The sequence below is a fragment of the Brachybacterium sp. AOP42-C2-15 genome (genome assembly GCF_052377065.1).
Classification (GTDB): domain Bacteria; phylum Actinomycetota; class Actinomycetes; order Actinomycetales; family Dermabacteraceae; genus Brachybacterium.
Genome location: NZ_JBQSWK010000051.1, coordinates 1 through 18,354, shown reverse-complemented (window position 1 = coordinate 18,354; position 18,354 = coordinate 1). Strand labels below are relative to the sequence as shown.

Here is an 18,354-nt window from a genome sequence, read left to right as displayed (position 1 = left end):
CTCAAACCGGGTACCCTCGCCCCCGAATTCGTCCGGCGCGGTGATGAGTTCGAACAATCACTTCGCGACTGGTGTCGTCCCTCTACACAAACACGTCGGCATCGAGTGTGATCGCCCGAGCGCAGCCGCCAGGATCGAGCTGCGGGAAGTCGCGCGGTCCCGCGAGGTGATCGGCGCGCCCACTGCCGCGGCATGAACGATGTTCCTCCGAACCATGCCGTGTTTTCCATGAACGCGGCCCTGAACTCCGCCCTGCTCACCCTCGACGCCGGGCGGATTGATACCGCGCCGGGCCTTGAGCGGGAAGGTGCCTACCTGTACGCCCGGGGCCTGCGTCACGAGGTGCTGGCCAACAATCGCGGCATCTCCGAGCTCTTCGCGCCGTACCTGATCGCCGGAATCGTGTTCGGCGGACTCGAATCCCGCAGCATCCCCCACCACCCGCAGGAGCTGCTTGCGACCATCGAGTTCGTCTGCCTCGAAGAATCCTCCTCCTGGGACCCGCGGCCCCTCTATGCCCGGATCCTCCAGCGCATGTCCGAGCCAGACCTGACCCGTGCCCTCGTGCTTGTGTGCGCGGGGTTGCTGTCCGGGATCGCTGATGCCGTGCGCACCACGCCCGAGGACCGTGCCCGCGAGCACCGCTGGGCCTTCAGCGAAAACATGGTCACCAGCGTCGACTGGGACGCACTGCTCGGCAGGCAGCAGCCATGACCGGCTTCACCATCCAATGGGCGCTCGAAGACCACCTCACGGACCGGGCCCGCGCCGCCCAGCACGCCCTGATCATCCTCCAGGCAGCGAAGGTCGCCACCTGGGACGAACTCGCCCACATCCTCAATACCGACCCGGTCCGTGCGGACGAGATTCGGGCCGGCGTGAACCTGCCGCTCCAAGACCTCGAGAACCTCGACGCCCACGAACAGACACTGCGCGGCCTGCGCCGACGAGTCGGTACCCGAGCCGCCGTGGTCACCACGATCCTCGAATGCGGCACCTGCCAGCGCTGGGGATACATCGCCGGCGGGTCCCCGCCCAAGAACTGCCCCTGGACCACCCGCTGTACCGGCAGTGTCGCGAAGATCGGCCCACCCGACTGTGTCCTGCGGGTCCGCTCCTGATCACACGAGCGTGAATTCGCCGCCCACTACCCCTCGTGACGGCACACGAGTGGGAGGGCGCGATGAGCAGCACCACGAACAGAACACACACAGACACGGGACACCGGCCGAAGACCCTGCGGAAGGGTTCGGATCATCCAGGTGTCCTGCGAAAGAAGGACACGGGGGAGCGGGGCAACGGCGGCCAGTTCGGAACCCTCACCCGCGACGAAGCCGACATCCAGGTCCCCGCCGACGATGGGCCGGAGATCCGCTACCTGACCGTCGGCTGGTACAACGAAAAGCTCGGTGACCACTTCGACGCCTCCGCACTCCTGACCCGCGCCGAAGTCGACGCCAACCGCGAACTGCTCGACGAAGAAGCCGTGTTCGAGCGGATCCGGCAGGACGCTGAAAAGCTGTGCCGGCGCCGCGGCGCGATCGAGCACACCGACGACGTCATCGGCGACACCGCGTACGACGTCATCAAGCGAATCCGCGACAGCGAGGACCGAAACGCCGGGATCCGTGCCGTCGCCACCGCCGCCCTGGTGCGCCGCATCGTCCACGGCCACCTCAACCACCGACTCAGCTCCGGCGAAGTCGAACGCTCCGAAGTCCGCTCCGGACAGGCCAGGCTCGCCCGGCGCATTGCTCAGGTGCAGCAGGAGAAGGGCCGCGAACTCTCCGGCCGGGAGATCGACCATCTCGCCGCCGAGGTCCGCGCCGGCTTCCGGGCCAACAACCGGCCTCCGGAGGGCTTCCACATCTCCCGCAAATACCGGCACGTTCCGATCGATGCGCAGGAGAACCCCGGGAACCTGCTCTCCGTCCCCGCCGACGAGACAGTGCTCGATGAGTCCCGGCGCAGCCCGTTCCCCGAAGCGATCGACCGCACGCGGATGGACGCCGCCGAGATGCTCTACTTCGTCCACAATCGCGACGAGTCCCCGGTCCCGATCCACTCCCGCAGCACCGGCTCCACGATCTACAACACGATCGCCCAGTCCATGCGCGTCCCGCCCGCGCAGCCGGACTCCATCTCCCACCGCCAGGCCCTGAACGCCGGCCGCACCGTCCGCTCCCACGACCGCGGCGTGCAAGGAGTGTGCGCGGACTACCTCGACGGGATCCGGGACGAGCGCACCGGGGCCCTGTTCCTCCCGTTCGGCGACATCGATGAAGAGCGGCGCGAAGCGTTCGCGACCCGCTTCGAGGACAACGCCTACGCCGAAGAGATGTGGGGCTCGGCCCTGAAGTGCGCAGACCCGCAGCTGAAGAACGTCGAGTTCCCGACCCAGCTGGCTCAGCCGGCGTGAACTGCCCTGCGACGAGTTGAGAAACCCCCGCCCACTTGCTACGCCGAAAGGGCACCCCGCCCGCAGCATCGACTCGTGAAGGAGGCAGCGGGAGACCGCGACCCGTATGGATGCAAGCACCGTCGACCTCAGCGGCGCCTGGTCGCAGATCTGGGCCCGCATCGCCCCGGAACTGCAGGGCTTCGACCTGTTCCTCATCTTCCTCGCCGTGGCGGTCGCCGTCGTGGTGACCGTCAAGTACATCTACGACAGCCGACGCAAGGGTGGCGGTGACGCGCGCTCCCTGACCGTCGGACTGGTGATCGCCGCGCTCCTCGCCGCGCCCGGACTGATCATCCCGCTGCTGCTGCTTATCGCCGATGGCCTGATCGCGATTCTTGTCGCCATCATCGGCCTGATCGACATGTAGCCGAACGGTTCACGGCAGGAGTCGAGGAAGGAGTCGCGGGTGAACGACGAGCAGACCGCCGACCGTGAGGTGTACCTGTACAACCTCACCGACATGACCGGCAAGACCGCTCAGGCCGAGCGCCGGTCCGTGCACTTCACGCTCGAGATGCGCCGCGGAACGCTGATCGCCAACGTCCTCGCCGTCTTCACCTCGGTCCTGGTCATGCTGATCGCCTTCCCGGTCATCCGCCTGCTCCCCCTGGTCCCGTTCTGGGCAGTCGTCATTCCGGGGTCGGGCGCCTACGTCGCGGTCCTCGCGTTCACGCTGCTCCGGCAGCGGCGGGGACTGCGCCTGTCGCAGTGGCGAGCGTTCTACGACAAGAAGCGCGCTCAGACAGGCGTGTTCATCCAGTGCGGCGCCATCGTGGACCCGCTGTCCTCCACCGCCGTGCTGATCACGCCCTCGAGCACCTCGAACGATGCCCGCCCCGACTGGGACCCTGACCTGATCCTCGACGAGGTGAACGCATGATGCCCACCACGAAGCACCGGCCACTGTCCTGGGCACGCATCCTTGCCCCGCTGGCGATGATGATCGGAGCATTCGCTCTCCTCCTCGGGCCCGCCTATGGCGATGACCTGACCGCGCCGGGCGAGACGATCACCTCCGCACCACAGACCGCGATCTTCCAGGCCGCTGGCATCCAGCCCGCAGTGCTCGACCGGGGCGCCGCGGTGGACAATATGCCGGCCTGCGCGAGCGCTGGTGGTGGCGTGGACCCGATCAAGTGTCTGCCCATCGTGCGATGGGCGAACGCCATGCAGCTCGGCGACAGCGTCGAGTTCAACGTGACTCAGCCGCTGCGCAGCGTCGAGGTCAACATGATCGAGAAGACCAGTTTCACGGGCATCCTGGAGGTGGGGAACTTTGCCTGGCTCGCCGCGGCGCTGCTCGTCAATGCTGTCACCAACTTCGAGGTCAACGCCCTGCTGGCCAAGCCACTGAATGACTTTGCGGCCACGTTCGGTAGCTCGATCATCGAGTCCGGGGCGATCTTCCTGATCCTCGCCGTGGGTCTGCTCAGCTTGATCCTCGCCGCGACCCGGGGACGCTTCGGGATGCGCCGCCTCGCGATGATGATCCTCAGCCTCGGCATCTTCGCGGCCATGGTGATGGGCTCGATGAACGATCGCGGCGAAGGCACCACCTACGACCCCGGCAACTTCTCGCCCGCCTGGATGGTCCAGGAACTCTCCGGAGCGTTCTCCGCTGCGTCCGACGCCATCGCTGCGCCGATCTCGAACCGGTCCTCCCAGGCCTCGACCGTCTTCTCCAGCGATGCCAAGTCCGACCCCACCTCGTGCAAGTCCTACATCGACGCGCTGCACTCCCAGTACACCGGCTACTACGAGGACAACGGCCAGACCGCCCCCGCCGCGCTGGACGTGATGTCGCGCTGGTGGGAGGAGACCGCCTACCGGGCCTACGCAGACATCCAGTACGGGGACCAGTCCAGCCTCGGCGCTGACTACGCCGCCTGCCAGCAGCTCGAGACCAACACCAACATCGATCCCGACGACCGCGAGGCCATCCTGGACGACGCCTACAACAGCGGCGAGACTGATTACTCCGCTGCCGTCCCGCCGGCCGGATCGCCCATGCTCAATGGTGGATTCACCAACGACGACCGCGCAGCCCGCCAGAACCAAGCCTGGGGCCTCTGCCAGGTCGATGCCTCGGGCAACTACACACTCCGCTCCGACCTGCCCACCGAAGGTATCGAGGGCGGCAAGATCGGCGGACCACTGACCCCCGTAGCCTGCGCCCAGATCTTCACCGGCGACGGCGTGAACAACGAGACCGGGATCGTATTCGCCCTGCCCTTCGCCGACAAAGTCTCCCCGGACGTCACCGTCGACAAGGTCAAGAAGATCCAGTTCGCCGTCGTCGGCGACACGAGCCTCCTCTCGGACACCGAGAACGGACTCGCCGAGCACCCCGAGGCGTATTCCTACGTCTCCAACTCCGCCGGCACCATCCGCACCTCGACCACCATGCTCGCCATCACCTACATGATCAGCGCGCTCATCGGCGCCGCGGCCATGACGGTCCTCGCCACCGCCCTGTTCATCATGAAGCTGCTCTCCCACGCCATGGCGTTCTTCCTCATCATCGCGGCACTGGCTGGCGTCATCTCCCAAGGGTTCGGCTCCGCGGCCAGCTTCTTCAAGGGCTGGATCGGCTACACCGCCATCACCTCCGTCACGACACTGCTGTTCGCCCTCGTCATGCTGATCGCGATGGCACTCATCCGCGCCGGCGACGCGGTTCTCGGCGGCTGGGCCACGGCCATGATGCTGTGGATCGGGATCTGCCCCGCCATGTCCATCCTGCTGCTGAACTGGATGTTCAAGCGACTATTCCAGACCCACAGCCCGTTCACACTCCGAGGCATGCAAGCCATGGCCGGCAACCCCCTGGCCGTCGCGGGCGCCGTCGGCGGCGGGGGAGCACTCACCAAGAACCTGCTGGAGCAGGGTCGCAGGAAGCTCACCGGCGCCGCCATGGACACCGCGAAGGGCCGACTCCTCGGACGCAAGGACACCGCGAACTCCAAGTCCGCCGCCGCCAACGAAGAGCTCGTCGGAGACGCCACGAACACGCCCCAGGCCGACTCCGAGAAGTCGAAGCAGAAGGCCATCACCAGCGCCACCGAGAACGCAAAGGGCACCGTCACCGACGGAGCAAAGGACTCTGAGGATGCCCAGGCTGTCGAGGGTGACAGCGAGAGCGCCGCGAAGGTCGTTTCGGAGTCTGGCCGTGACTCGAAGGCCGCGGAGTCCGACGTAGCGCTCGACATCGACCCTGATGACTTGATTGTTGCGGGTGCCATCGGCGGCAACGATTCCAGCGAGCAAGCTCCCACTAGCTTCGGAACACGCCTGGAAGCGTTCGAGGCCGGCGGCCGCCGCGACGACCGGATCGACGGCGCGACCGATCGTGCCGCCGGCATTGCGGTTGAGGCTGGATCCGAGGCGAAGTCCCTTGGCCGTCATTGTCGGCTCGCGATGCACCGGATCCGCTCCGTTCCGGACAATGTCCGCCGACAGATCCGGGGCGGTGCTGGACTGCTTCAACAGAAGTGGACCGAGGGCAAGGCGACCCGCAGCGCGATCTGGAACAACAAGGCCCTGACCGCGCAGTACCTCGCCACCCGCGGCATCGGGGCAGCCACCAAGGTCGTCGGCACCGCAGGCACCAAACTCGCCGACGCCGCCACGAACCCCGCCACCTACAAGGCCGCAGTGAAGGGAGCCGCTCTGTACGGGGGCCTGACGCTGGCCTCGGGCGGACTGGCCGTCCCTGCCGCAGTGATGGGCGGACGAGCCCTGCTGAAGCACCGCCGAAACATCACCCAGGGCGCCGCGACGGCCGCCGGAACCGGAGCCGCAGCGCTGACCGGGCTGGCCAAGACCGCCTACCGGGCCGGCATCCCCGAGATGACGGCCTCTGACCGGCAGGAGGTGGTGGAGTCGATGGAGCTCGAGTCGCGTATCCACGCCGACCAGTCCGAGAACACCCGTGCCCCGATTACGGAACTCGCCCACGGCCTTCCGGTGGTGCAGGAGCGCCAGCTCGCCGCCGAGATGCGCGACGCCACCGCCTCGTTCGATGCCTTCGAGGCCGAAAACGGCCGCACCCCGGACGCGAGTGAACGCGCCGCAATGGTCGACGGACTGCCGTTCTTCGCGTCGATGAACCAGGACGCCCAGCTGCGAACCCTGTTCGAACAGAAGGTCGCCGCCGAGTCCGCGCAGGCACAGGAGCTCTTCGACGTGCACGCCGACGAGCACGGCACGCAGCTGGAGCGGGAGCAGATGCGGAAACTGACCAAGGTGCTGCCGTTCTACGCCCAGTCCATCCGGGGTCTGGACCCGCGCCAGGGAACCCTCGAGCTCGCCGGCACGGGCAACGACTTCGCGCCCCGTCTTGACGCGGTGAATCGGCTCCGGTCGTACGACCCGCTGGCAGCATCCACGCGCGTCGCGGTACCGGCTGGACAGGGGGCGTTCGACCTCGAGGAGAGCCGTGAGCAGCGATGACGACGCAACCTCGCACCCCGTCCGGCAGCCCCGAGGGTGGCCGATTCGGTACCATCTCCCGCCCCGATGCGCCGATGGATGCCACACTCGTGCCCATGAGCGAGAACGGAACGGACGGGTCGATCTACTTCCCCGAGCGCCTGCACAGCGCCGACGAGCACCTCTCGTGGTGGTCCACCGTGCCCGTTCCCGACGAAGTCCTCCAGTCCGTCATGGACGACTACAGCAACAGCCGTGCGGTGACTTTGAACTCGATCGTCGGCAAGTGGGAGGCACCGACCAAGCGCCCTGAGTGGAGCCAGGCGGAGCACGAGGCTCGAGTCAGAGAGTCTGCCGAGGCCCAGCGTGAACGATCCGCAACTTGGAAGGCCCGCGTTCCCGAGAAGCTCGATCGGTTCGCCGTCCGCGACGCCGTCCGCACCCACCTAGCCTGGACCTACCGCCACACCCTCCCCGCCGAGGAGCAGGCCAAGGTCGAACAGGCACAGGTCACTGTCGGAGACTTCCGCGGCACACCGGCCGAAGTGTCCACGCACTACGCGATGCCCGGGTTCGCGGCCCGTCATCCGGAGACGTTCACGCGCCTCCCCGACGACACCGCCGCCATGCGCCAGCAGCTCGCCCAGCTCCGCGCCCAGATCGACGCCGTCGACACGACCACCAAGAAGATGTACGTGAGCGACATGGTCGAACAGGGCTACTCCGCCGACCAGATCGACGCCGACCTGCGCGGTGAACGTCCCGGCGCTCCGGTTGGGGGCCGGAAAGCGCTGAAGAGCTTCAAGAAGGGCTGACTCGCGCCAATCGGCGTCGTCAAGGTGCGGCTCGGTGGGCTCCTGCGTGTCCGCGCCGTCGGACGCAGGGTGCTTTCGCTCGGGGCATGAACGCGCCGCAGCGAGGCTCCTCGCGCAAGGACATGATCCGTTCCGGATCGGAGCTGCCGGTCACCCGTGCCAGTGCGGCGCGGAGCGCCCTGGGAGGATCAAGTTCACCGGTGTCCGGATCCCACGCATTAGCGATCGCGGCGTTCAGCTCGTCTGCCGAAAGAATCTCGGCGAGCTCTTGGGGGAGGGCGCCGATGGCGACGGCGGACTTCACCAGTCCGGCCGGTGCAGGATCCGGACGGTAATCCCACAGCTCCAGACCGTGCTTGTCAGCTGTGTGTTCATACAGGTCGAGCATGTCCCAGATGCTCTGCACCTCGTCTTCGTCGAGCGCGCCACTGGTGACGAGCGCGTTGACGGCGTCGTAGATCCGGTTCCCGGTTCGGGGTCCGATGGCGATGATCTCGATCAGTCCGGCGCCGCCGGAAGCGATGGACGAGCGAAAGACGATGCGGTAGTCGCCGCGCAGTGTCGCCGTCGTGTTCAGGCCAGCGAGCTGATCGCTCGCAGAGCGATTGGACAGGGGATGCTTACCCCAAGGCATCGTGAACAGCGCGATGATGTCATCGAGTAACTCGTCCCACTGGGCCTGGTCGACGTTGTCAGCAATCCACTCTTCGACGTGACTGGACAGGACGACCTCGGCCTGATCGTCAGGCAGGTGGTCACCGACGCGCATGCAGCCGCTCGCGCACCTCACCGACGGAACGGAACTCGGACCGCTCAGCGACGAGGTTGGCGACTCCCTGCACGAGCTGGTCGGCGGCGGCACGGAGGGATCGCTCGAGCTCATCAAAGTGCTCAGGGCTCATGACGACGGCGGTGGGTTTGCCGTGGTTGGTCAGCACGACCGTGCGCTCGGCTGCCTTGTCGGCGAGGTAGCCGGCGCCCTTCTTGGTGGCCATGGTGGCGGGCATGCGCAGTGGTGTGGACATGCCACGAGTTTAGCAGAGCGGGTGCTGAAAGTTCGAACTTTCTCGCAGAGTGATGCGACCTGTGGGCTTCTCGAGCTCCGTCGTCGACCGCATCTTTCCCGCGCGAGACACTACGCAGCCTCGGCCGGCAAGGAGTGCTCCGGCATCTGCACCTTCGCCAGAGCTCTCAACTTCGCCTGGGCGGGTTCGCGGAGCTCGATCGGCTGGCCGACGAGGCGGGAGACCATCGCGGCGATTATTACGGCGTCGGCGATGTCATTGCCGGTGATCGCGGCCTGTCTGTAGGTGGCGGCGGTGGTGACGAGCACGAGGTCCTTGCCGGCGTTGCCCTTGCCGGTTGCGTACATCATCCGTGACGGCGGGGTGACCTCGACGACCGGGATGCTGCGAGCTGCGAGCTGCCCGACGATCCACCACCACAGCCCGGAACGGTCGTGGACCTTTCCCGCGTTCCGCATCCCGTAGGCAGGTGACTCGATCCCCACGATGTCGGCACCGTCGACGAGATCCAGGATCCCTGCGGCGAGTTTCTCCATCCGCTCGAAGCGGGTACGGACCGTCTCCGTCCCCGGAGCGGGCGGCTTGGAGGTGACTGTCGCGGTCTCCACACGTTCGGGGGAGCGGACCACGGCCACGCCCGTGCTGGTGAGGGAAGGGTCGATCCCGGCGATGATCATGCCGCGTCCAACTGCTCGTGCAGGCGCTGACTGTGGGTGCGGAGACGCCGGACCCCGCGTTGCAGGTCCGACTCCAGGTCGACGGCCTCGACATGGACGCCAGTTTGCCGGCAGGCGGTCTCGACCCGGGTGCGGAGCTCCTGGCCGACGGGGCTGATGGTCTCGTTGCCGTCGTACCGGTTCCGCATCGTCGAGTTCGGGACATTGCGCACGTCCACGCTCAGCGACGGCCTGCCCCGGTCGATCGTGATGACGGGAATGTAGCTCGGGCCGGTCGGTAGCGACTCCTCCTGGCACTGCTCGGCGAAGGTTCGCAGCAGCTGGTCCTGCATCGCCCGTGCCTCGTCGAGCGTCGCCGGCCTGGCACCGGTGCCGATGTGCGGGGTCGGGAGCTGTGGGTGCTGCTGCATCCACGCGCTCAGGGCGTGTTGCTGGGCTGCCGATTCGCACAGTGCCTCGGCCTCGTACAGGTCATCCTCGGCCATGTGCTCGGCGATGGCTCGGGCGATCTGGTCGGCGTTCGCGGAGTTGTGGGATGCCAGGGCCGGGCTCATTTCTGCGAGACGTGCCTCGGTTTCGGTGGGGGAGAGCTCGTGGGTCTCGTAGGCGAACTCTGCCAGGCGGCGGTGGACGACGTAGGGGTGGTCCGGGTCGCCGTTGATCAGGGTCGTCGAGCCGTCATCGAGGGTGACGTGAGTGAGCGTGCCGTCGTTGTCGTGGTGCTCGATCGTTCCATCGAGCAGGACGCGGTCGGCGATCGTTCCGTTCTCGTGGAACGTTGAGTCCGCATCGGAGGTCGGGTATTCCCAGGAGATCCCGGCATCCTCGTGATCCCAGTCCACTGTCGGATCCAGCGGGTCCGCGGCGACGTCGATGTCGGCCTCTGCGCGGGTGGTGGTGGCGAACTCTCCCGGATTTCCCTGCTCGCCGGTGTCGCGCTTGCGGGGCTTCGGGGTGTGCTTCGACATGGTCCGCTCCTCGTCCTCGTGATCGGGTCTCACCGCGGGCAGTGGGCGAGGAGACTCGTTCACGGGACGGCGCGTCAGGACCACTCGCGTAGGAGCAGGACACGCCGGAAGTCGCCGAGGGTAGCGCTGACCGTGGTGGAGAGGTCCTGGTCGCTGACACCCTCGTAGCCGGTGTGCGTGAGCTCGAGCGTGCTTGCGGCCGAGTTCCACCTGGCCTCGCCCGGGAACCCAAGCTCGTCACCGAACGTCCCTGGGTCGTCGCTGCACTGCTCGAGGTAGGTATCGACCTGCTCGTCGGAGACATGCTCGTCGCGGACTTCCCAGGGCGCGGGCCCTTGGCGGTATCCGGAGGTCGGCAGCTGAGTGCGGTTGATCTGGATCGAGACGACGGTGCGTCCCTCGGCATCGAAGCGGGCCTCGACATGCTCGACGAGAGTACGAAGCCCGGGAGACACGACGACCTCCCGCCCAGATGCCGGAGGCTCGGGGACCTGGACAGCGACGTCGTGCCGGTTAGCCGTCGCGAACTGACCGCCGTTGCCCTGCTCCCCGGTGTCGCGCTTGCGCAGCTTCGTCGTGACCATGCCCGTGCCCTCCTCGCTGAACGTCTCTCGCCCTGGGAAGTGGGCGAAGACCCGACGTGGCAGGACAACGTCCCGAGCATGGACGGGCCCCTCGAACCCGCAGCGTGAGCGAGACGAGGTGCCAGGAGCCGACGGTTCTGGTCAGGCAGCAGCGACGGTACGAGTCCGGGTAACGGCGAGGGCCTTCAACTCCTCGGGGCGGAAACCCGACCAGTGATCCCCGTCCGCGACGACGACCGGGGCCTGGAGGTATCCGAGGGTCATGATGTGTTCACGTGCCGCGGCGTCCTCGGTGACGTCGATGAGCTCGTACGCGAGGCCTGCCTTGTCGAGGGAGCGCTTGGTCGCGTCGCACTGCACGCAGAGGGGTTTGGAGTACACAAGCGAGCAGAGATGCATTGGATGAATCAATGGTCTGGTTGTTGACTCGGCCTCACCGCGCACCGCGGGACCGGTTCGACGTGACTGAGCGGCTTCGCTGCCGCGTGGCTTTCGGCGGATCCAACCCTTTCTTTGCCTGGTCAAGAGCCCAATCGGGGCTTGCTGCATGCTGCGAACACCGCTCCGGAGGAAACCGTCCGATCGCAGACCTCTCGTTGCGCTGACAGACTCCATGATACGTTCACAGCATGTTTGATGCAGTAGAAGGAATCGTGAGGTGTGGGTGGTGACCCGTGAGGTCCGGTCCCTGGCTCCGGTGTTGCTGCTGGACCCGGCTCGCTCGACGTTCGATGAGATGCTGCGCCGGTACGCCGTGTCGATGCGTTCTCGCGGACTGTCAGAAGGCACGATCCGGGTGCATCAGTTTGGCGTGAAGCGGTTCTTCCGTTTCGCTGGGACCTATCCGTGGGAGTGGCGGCCGCAGGACGTCGAGGACTTCACCTCGTCGCTGCTGTCTCGCCCGGAGCCGTTGGCGCACTCCACGATCCGGGGCTACCACCAGATCTTGAAGGGCTTCTGCGGGTACGTCTCGCACCCGTCCTACGACTGGGCCGATGTCTGTCTAGAACGGTTCGGGGCCGCGCCAGCCCAGATCTGTCATCCGTGGAACACCTTCGCGCACCTGGCCGAGTTCGAAGCGCGGCCCACTCGACGGCCGTTCGGGTACGACGAGCTCGAGGCCTTCTTCGCTCAGGCCGATGAACGCGCCCACGACCTACTCGAGGGCCGCAAGAAGGGTGCGTTGCCCGCATTGCGTGACGCCCAGTTCTTCAAGACGGTCTACGCGTTCGGGCTCCGACGTCGCGAGGCGGTGATGCTCGATCTGAACGACCTCCGCCCCAATCCCTACGTTCCCGAGTGGGGCGCGTATGCGAAGGTGCAGGTTCGATACGGCAAGGCGATGAGGGGATCACCGCCTCGCCGCCGCACCGTGCTGGCGTGCCCGGAATTCGCGTGGGCGTCGGAAGGGCTTCGCTACTGGGTTGAGGAAGTCCGTCCGCGGCTCGCACCTGCGACTGATGCTCTGTGGGTCAGTGCGCGACGCACTCGCATGACAACCCGCACGGTGGACCACCGGTTCGCGCAGATCCGCGAGGCGGCGGGCTTGGATCCTGCGCTGACGTTGCACAGCCTCCGCCACTCCTACGTGACCCACCTGGTCGAGTTCGGCTACGCCGCCCAGTTCGTGCAGGAGCAGGTCGGACACAATCACTCGTCGACGACCGCGATTTACACGTCGGTCGGTGACGATTTCAAGAATCGGATCTTCCAAGAAGCGCTGCGGCGCGTGCTCGGAGAAGGAGAAACCGCATGACCCGGCAGTTCGATTGGCATCTTCGCCGCAAGCTTGCCGAGCGCGGCATCTACAAGACCACCGAGCTGGTGCCGCTGCTCGCCGAGCAGGGCGTGAAACTCTCACGCGAGCAGGTCTACCGCCTGGTGACATCCAACCCGCAACGACTGAATATCGAAGTCCTCGACGCGCTCTGCGTGATCCTCGACTGCACACCGAACGACCTGATCAGCTTCACCGTTGCGGCACGTGCGCAGCCAAAAGCCGCCGATGGCGGCACGGTCACCGACATCGGCACACTCAAGACTGTCCCGGCACGGATCACCCGGCCCGACAAATCGTGACCTCTCGATCATCTACCGCTCTTCTCGACAACACCGCCGCACTGCTCGCTCACGGTGATCCGTGGACGGCGGTCGGCGAGGCGGGGGTGCGTGCACTGCTCGAGCAGCTTGCCCCCACGCCACAGGGGCAGGCACATTTTCGACGTTTCCTTGCCAGGGTGGACGCGACCTGGATCAGCGACGCCGATCCGCACCTTCCCCGTCAGGCGCAACGTTTGCTGCGGATGCTCCGAGCCAGCGGGTTCCCGGTCGTACTGCCAGCATGCGGCGAATGCGGCGGGGGACAGCTACTCACGCAAACGCTCGAGGATGGGCGTAGAGTCTGCAACACGTGCCGGAAAGCTCGATACACCCGTCGCTGCGATGAGTGCGACAAGACCAGAGTGATCTCGCACCGCATCGAGGGGAAGAGCGTGTGCGGCACGTGCCGCCGCCGGCAGCCGGAGGCGAAGGAGGCGTGCATCCGATGCGGGCACGACCGGCTCGTCCAGAACAGAACAGCGGATGGCCCGATCTGCCCCCAGTGCGCGCCCGGCAAGATCGAGCCTTGCGTCCACTGCGGCAGGGAGCGGCGAGTCCGGGTCAAGTTCCTCGGCGGCGCGACTTGTGACCCCTGCTTCAGCATCATCCGCGGCACACGCCGCCCCTGCCCGCGCTGCGGCACGGTCGGCCTGGTCGCGTCGGTCGCCGACGACGGTACTCTGGCGTGCTCGGCATGCACCGGGGTGCGATCGCGGTTCATCTGCGCCGAGTGTGGCGTCGAGGACATCCGCAACGGGAAACGCTGCTACCCGTGCCTTGCACGCATCGCCATAGACGACCTGTTCGCCGCCGGAACGCCCGCCCGCCGTCGGGCGCTCGAACCGCTCCGGCAACGCCTCTTCGAACACCCTGAACCCAAGAGCATGGCACGCTGGCCCGGCCGCAGTGCATCCGCAGCGATCCTGTGTGAAATTCTCACCGAGGACATCGAGCTCACCCACGAAGCGTTGGACCGCCACCCCACGGTCCAGGCGGCGAGCCTGCTACGGCATTCGCTCGTCGACGTGGGCGCGCTCGAACCGCGGGACACCGCATCCGTGCAGTTCATGGCCTGGATCGACACGTTCCTCCAGGGCCGCCCCGAACACATCACGCGCACCCTCGGCCCGTTCTGCCGGTGGCACGTTCCTGCCCGCATCCGGCTATTCGTCCAACGCAACGGGATCACAGACGGCACGTTCGTTCGCGCCCGCCGCGTGTGCCGTATCGCCGCTGACTTTCTCGCCCACCTTGATACTGATGGGATCGAGCTGAAGACCGCCCCGCAAGACGCCGTGGAGTCTTATCTGGCTCTTCGCAGCTGAGGGGGTAGATGCGGAACGCGGGGTGGGCGCGTCGGTGCCGGGATAAACGTCGAGGTCTCCCGATGATGGAAGTTCTCACGCTCGCCATCAGGAAGACCTCGACATGCCCAACGCTACCTTCGGCGACCCCGACCTGACGACCTTCACCCGCCTTGAGGAGCTTGGCCTGGTCGTGGTCGGCCAGAACCTCACTGCCGATCGAGCGGTGCTGGAGTGCCGGCTCGCCGAGGAGGAATCGTGGTGCAGGGCCTGCGGAGGACGGGCGACGTCGCGGGGCTCCATCTCGCGGTCCCTGGCGCATGAGCCGTTCGGCCACCGCCCCACGACGCTTCTGGTGCGAATCCGGCGCTACCGATGTGACCACTGCGGAACCCACTGGCGCGAAGACACCACGGCTGCAGCGGCCGGGCGGGCGAAGCTCTCCCGGGGCGGGACCCGGTGGGCGCTGGAAGCCCTGGTCATCGACCACCTCTCGATCGCGCGGGTCGCCGCCGGGCTGGGCGTGGCCTGGCACACCGCGAACGACGCCGTCCTGGCCGAGGGGAAGCGGCTGCTGATCGATGACCCGGCCCGCTTCGACGGAGTCCGCGTGATCGGCGTCGACGAACACGTCTGGCGCCACACCCGCCGCGGCGACAAGTACGTCACCGTGATCATCGACCTCACCCCCACCAGGGACAAGACCGGGCCGGCGAGGCTGCTGGACATGGTCGAAGGACGCTCCAAGGCGGCATTCAAGGCCTGGCTCGAAGCGCGACCCAAGGCGTGGAAGGACCGCGTCGAGGTCGTCGCGATGGACGGATTCACAGGGTTCAAGACCGCGACGAGCGAGGCCCTGCCCGGCGCGGTCGCAGTCATGGATCCCTTCCACGTCGTCCGCCTCGCCGGGGACGCTCTGGATGACTGCCGGCGGCGGATCCAGCAGAAGCTCCACAAGCGTCGCGGCCGCAAAGACGACCCTCTCTACACGTCCCGCCGCACCCTCCACACCGGGACCAAGCTGCTGACCCGGCGGCAGCGCGAACGCCTCAACGCCCTGTTCACCCACCACCCGCACGCTGCGGTCGAGGCGACCTGGGAGATCTACCAGGCCATGATCGCCGCCTATCGAGAACCCGACCGGACCAGAGCCAGATCGAAGATGGAGAAGGTCATCGCGGCCCTCAGGGCGAAGGTCCCAGACACCCTCGTCGAGCTGGGAAAGCTGGGCCGGACGCTGACCAAGCGCGCCGACGACGTCCTGGCGTTCTTCGATCGCCCCGGCACCAGCAACGGGCCGACAGAGGCGATCAACGGACGGCTTGAACACCTCCGCGGCTCCGCCCTCGGCTTCCGAAACCTCACCAACTACGTCGCCCGCAGCCTGCTCGAATCAGGAGGATTCAGAAACCAGCTACACCCTCAGATGCGATGAGCCGGGAAACCGATCCCGATAATGAACGCAATAAGCAGAGCGGTCAGTGGGCCTGCGCGACGATTAGTTTTCACTTGTTTGCCCCACCCGTCTTGCCGCGCCCGCTTCGGAACCCCTTAAATAGCGCGAAGCCGATGGCGCCGATCAGTGCGAGCCATCCTGCGCCAAACAGGACTTCGCTGAGCTGTGGCACTACAAAATGCATCTATCCCCCTTGATGTGGGCCATCAATCGATATCAACGCTGCGAGAGGGGCTCCACTAGGATAGACCCCTCGAGGCGCATTGTGCCACGACTGGTGGTCGGCGGCAGGGGCAGGCGCTTCTGTGCCTGCTTTAGTGGATTTGACAGTGCACTGCTCGAGGGGGCCTGCGGTGGGTGATGGCTTGAGGGCACTACGCAGCTGCCCCCTCAACTGCGAAGAGCCACATATCCACGCTCGCCCGTCACCGTCTTGTGACTCGGTACGCGCGCAGGTAGAGTGCCGCAGACGAACACTGTCGTTTATCAAATCACACTGAGGGGTAGATCACGATGGCGCGATCCACGCACGGGGGTAGAAGAGTATTCGGGGCGCTGACATCAGTCTTGCTCGCGGGAGCAATGGTTCTTGCGGGAACCGGTGTCGCTGTCGCGGAACAGCCAGCGTCAGAGACCGTTTCAGCGGAACGAGTCGAGGAATCTCTGCAGAACGTAGAGACGCATGATTCCGACTTGTTGGTCGCGCCGGTTTCGCCGGACGCCTATGGGGCTGATGGCTTGGGATACTCGGTTCCTATTGGTGGTGGGAGCGTTGGAGTTCCTAGCGACGCCTCGCAGGGCGTGACGTTCCAAGAAGCCGGAGGTGAAACCCTAGCCATTCAATTGCCGAATTCTGAAAAGGCTGACTCCGTGGAGTTGCTTGAGGACGGCACTTTTACATATCCAGATACGAGCAGCGCTAACGCCGTCGTGGTGACGGAGCGTGGCGTGCAGATGCTGACTGCCATCGCGAATGAGGAAGCCTCGACGAGCTACACCTACGAGCTCGACCTCGCTGAGGAGCAGAGTATCCAAGTGACTCCTAGCGGGGCAGCCATGGTGGTTGATGCTGCTGGTAATACGGTGCTGGTGTTCGGAGAGCCGTGGGCCTCGGATGCGGAGGGCAAGCCCGTCGATACCTGGTTCGAGGTAGACGGGCCGACTTTGACTCAGGTCGTGGACCACCAGGACACCGAGAACGTCGCTTACCCCGTCGTGTCTGATCCGATCTTCCTTGCACCGTGGATGGTCAAGTGCCTGGTTGGCATTGGCCTCAAGGGCCCCGACATCACGCGCATCGCACAGCTGGGTACTCCCTACTCAATCTTGGCCGCCTTCGGCCGTGGGGCCGTAGCTTGCATCTTCATGAAGTGATGTCGATGTTCAGACGCCGAAGCAGATCCGAGCTCGAAGCAGATCTCCTAGAAGTTGAGAGGCAGATCGGCGATAACCCTCTCGCATCAGAAAGAGTGGTGGCGGCTCAGAGCGTGGTGGAGCGCAACGAAGGGGAGGGTAAGGAGAAGATCTCTTCGATTCTGGCTGAGCGGGGGCTTCCCAGCCTCGAGGAACTAGGTCGAGTCCAGTTGCGAAACACGACGCGCTGGTGGCGGCTCCATCGCCAGAAGAAGCGCCTAACGCGGCAACTGGAGCGGTAACAACTATCAGCTAGCCTTCCATGAAGATCACGGAGGGCTGGCTGGCGTCTTGGACTTCGCGACTTTGCGAACCATTGATATGACCACACCGGGGTCAGTTAGTAGCTCGCGGCTCTCCGGATTGCGTATGAACTGATTCAGCATTCCTTGAGTGCTCAAGAGGCTCCGATACCAGTAGCCGCCGAAATGGTGTCGGCTAACCGGGAGAGAGATAGTAACGCCATCGACGTCCGTAATTGCAGTGCTTCCGTCTTTTGGGACGAAGCCTGGATCGTCGTACACTGCAGCGATCAGCGCTGCGTATGAGATCTGCGTTATCCATCCTGCAAGTGCGTGCCTGGAACTCTTCAAGTCTAGGTTAAGTAAGACAATCTCGGACCAATCGAACGCCGATCGCCATTCGTTCTGGACGAGGTGAACGACTCCCGGGGGTGTGAGCAGCAGAGCGTGGCGACGGGGGTCGCCGACAGCGAGGCCTTCCGCCACTTCTTCCAGCGGGCCGAATCGCTCCAATACTCCCACCTCCTAGCTATCGAAGTTCGACGGCCGTTTAACGGCTTCATGATCGGTGCCGCTGAGCTGCCGAGTGATCACAGCATGATACTCGTCTAATACGACGTGGGGCGCGACCATGCTCGTTCTCCCAATTTCCCCGGCAACCGCGCGCGGAGCCGCTTGGGCTCTCAGTTCCTAGCATCGGCAAAGGTGAAGGTGAACCAACATCGGCGCTGCCGGCCGTTGGGTGACCGTTCGCGGCGAGTTTCGTCTGCGGCGCGCGCGTCGCTACAGGGACTGTTGCTCAGGCCGAAGCTAATCGGGCTCGCCGTCACTATCTCAAAGAGGCTCTTCGCGGTTCGTGGTGAATGACCCTGCTGTGG

General features: G+C 65.7%; 19 protein-coding genes. 13 read left to right on the top strand and 6 right to left on the bottom strand.

Translation table 11 applies throughout. From position 1 onward, the window contains the following. The 8 genes from ACT3SQ_RS17585 to ACT3SQ_RS17550 form a co-directional block, all read left to right on the top strand. A partial coding sequence (locus tag ACT3SQ_RS17585) for a hypothetical protein (protein WP_444601503.1) occupies positions 1 to 196 on the top strand: 196 nt, incomplete at its 5' end. 32 nt (positions 197 to 228) lie between these two features. Next, positions 229 to 714: a hypothetical protein gene (locus ACT3SQ_RS17580; RefSeq protein WP_444601502.1), complete on the top strand. Its 486-nt coding sequence runs from the start codon at positions 229 to 231 to the stop codon at positions 712 to 714. Beyond that, complete coding sequence (locus ACT3SQ_RS17575) at positions 711 to 1,121, top strand: hypothetical protein (protein ID WP_444601501.1); 411 nt, start codon at positions 711 to 713, stop codon at positions 1,119 to 1,121. Before ACT3SQ_RS17580 ends, ACT3SQ_RS17575 begins: the two co-directional genes overlap by 4 nt. Before the next feature lie 62 nt (positions 1,122 to 1,183). Further along, positions 1,184 to 2,419 (top strand): hypothetical protein, encoded by a 1,236-nt coding sequence (locus tag ACT3SQ_RS17570; RefSeq protein ID WP_444601500.1) that lies wholly within the window; start codon positions 1,184 to 1,186, stop codon positions 2,417 to 2,419. Between the two features lie 106 nt (positions 2,420 to 2,525). Further along, positions 2,526 to 2,828, top strand: a complete 303-nt coding sequence (locus ACT3SQ_RS17565) for a hypothetical protein (protein WP_444601499.1) — start codon at positions 2,526 to 2,528, stop codon at positions 2,826 to 2,828. Positions 2,829 to 2,867: 39 nt separating this feature from the next. Further along, positions 2,868 to 3,341, top strand: coding sequence for a hypothetical protein (locus ACT3SQ_RS17560; protein ID WP_444601498.1), 474 nt, complete (start codon positions 2,868 to 2,870; stop codon positions 3,339 to 3,341). Beyond that, a complete protein-coding gene (locus tag ACT3SQ_RS17555) occupies positions 3,338 to 6,913 on the top strand; it encodes a hypothetical protein (protein ID WP_444601497.1) in 3,576 nt (1,191 codons plus the stop codon). Before ACT3SQ_RS17560 ends, ACT3SQ_RS17555 begins: the two co-directional genes overlap by 4 nt. A 95-nt stretch (positions 6,914 to 7,008) precedes the next feature. Next, positions 7,009 to 7,707 carry a hypothetical protein gene (locus ACT3SQ_RS17550; protein ID WP_442332672.1) on the top strand — a complete coding sequence of 233 codons (699 nt, stop codon included), beginning with the start codon at positions 7,009 to 7,011 and terminating at the stop codon, positions 7,705 to 7,707. A 19-nt stretch (positions 7,708 to 7,726) separates the two neighbouring features. Here ACT3SQ_RS17550 and ACT3SQ_RS17545 read toward each other — a convergent pair whose 3' ends face one another. From ACT3SQ_RS17545 to nrdH, 6 genes are all read right to left on the bottom strand, one after another. Further along, positions 7,727 to 8,476 (bottom strand): hypothetical protein, encoded by a 750-nt coding sequence (locus ACT3SQ_RS17545; protein WP_442332671.1) that lies wholly within the window; start codon positions 8,474 to 8,476, stop codon positions 7,727 to 7,729. After that, complete coding sequence (locus ACT3SQ_RS17540; protein ID WP_442332670.1) at positions 8,463 to 8,732, bottom strand: type II toxin-antitoxin system prevent-host-death family antitoxin; 270 nt, start codon at positions 8,730 to 8,732, stop codon at positions 8,463 to 8,465. Before ACT3SQ_RS17540 ends, ACT3SQ_RS17545 begins: the two co-directional genes overlap by 14 nt. A gap of 110 nt (positions 8,733 to 8,842) precedes the next feature. Further along, complete coding sequence (locus ACT3SQ_RS17535) at positions 8,843 to 9,409, bottom strand: crossover junction endodeoxyribonuclease RuvC (RefSeq protein WP_442332669.1); 567 nt, start codon at positions 9,407 to 9,409, stop codon at positions 8,843 to 8,845. Next, positions 9,406 to 10,377, bottom strand: coding sequence for a hypothetical protein (locus ACT3SQ_RS17530; protein WP_442332668.1), 972 nt, complete (start codon positions 10,375 to 10,377; stop codon positions 9,406 to 9,408). Before ACT3SQ_RS17530 ends, ACT3SQ_RS17535 begins: the two co-directional genes overlap by 4 nt. 74 nt (positions 10,378 to 10,451) lie before the next feature. Further along, on the bottom strand, positions 10,452 to 10,961 hold the full coding sequence (locus ACT3SQ_RS17525) for a hypothetical protein (protein WP_442332667.1): 510 nt from the start codon (positions 10,959 to 10,961) through the stop codon (positions 10,452 to 10,454). A 141-nt stretch (positions 10,962 to 11,102) separates the two neighbouring features. Beyond that, positions 11,103 to 11,360 (bottom strand): glutaredoxin-like protein NrdH, encoded by a 258-nt coding sequence (gene nrdH, locus ACT3SQ_RS17520; RefSeq protein ID WP_442332666.1) that lies wholly within the window; start codon positions 11,358 to 11,360, stop codon positions 11,103 to 11,105. Between the two features lie 268 nt (positions 11,361 to 11,628). Between nrdH and ACT3SQ_RS17515 the strand changes: the two genes are divergently transcribed. From ACT3SQ_RS17515 to ACT3SQ_RS17495, 5 genes are all read left to right on the top strand, one after another. Continuing rightward, a complete protein-coding gene (locus ACT3SQ_RS17515) occupies positions 11,629 to 12,717 on the top strand; it encodes a tyrosine-type recombinase/integrase (RefSeq protein WP_257007931.1) in 1,089 nt (362 codons plus the stop codon). After that, positions 12,714 to 13,040, top strand: coding sequence for a helix-turn-helix domain-containing protein (locus ACT3SQ_RS17510; protein ID WP_193106592.1), 327 nt, complete (start codon positions 12,714 to 12,716; stop codon positions 13,038 to 13,040). Before ACT3SQ_RS17515 ends, ACT3SQ_RS17510 begins: the two co-directional genes overlap by 4 nt. Positions 13,041 to 13,423: 383 nt before the next feature. Then, positions 13,424 to 14,386, top strand: a complete 963-nt coding sequence (locus ACT3SQ_RS17505; RefSeq protein WP_444601496.1) for a hypothetical protein — start codon at positions 13,424 to 13,426, stop codon at positions 14,384 to 14,386. 103 nt (positions 14,387 to 14,489) lie between these two features. Further along, entirely contained in the window at positions 14,490 to 15,800 is a 1,311-nt protein-coding gene (locus ACT3SQ_RS17500; protein ID WP_444601495.1) for an ISL3 family transposase, read from the top strand. 534 nt (positions 15,801 to 16,334) lie between these two features. Then, on the top strand, positions 16,335 to 17,195 hold the full coding sequence (locus ACT3SQ_RS17495) for a hypothetical protein (RefSeq protein WP_193106593.1): 861 nt from the start codon (positions 16,335 to 16,337) through the stop codon (positions 17,193 to 17,195). The last annotated feature ends 1,159 nt before the right edge of the window (positions 17,196 to 18,354 follow it).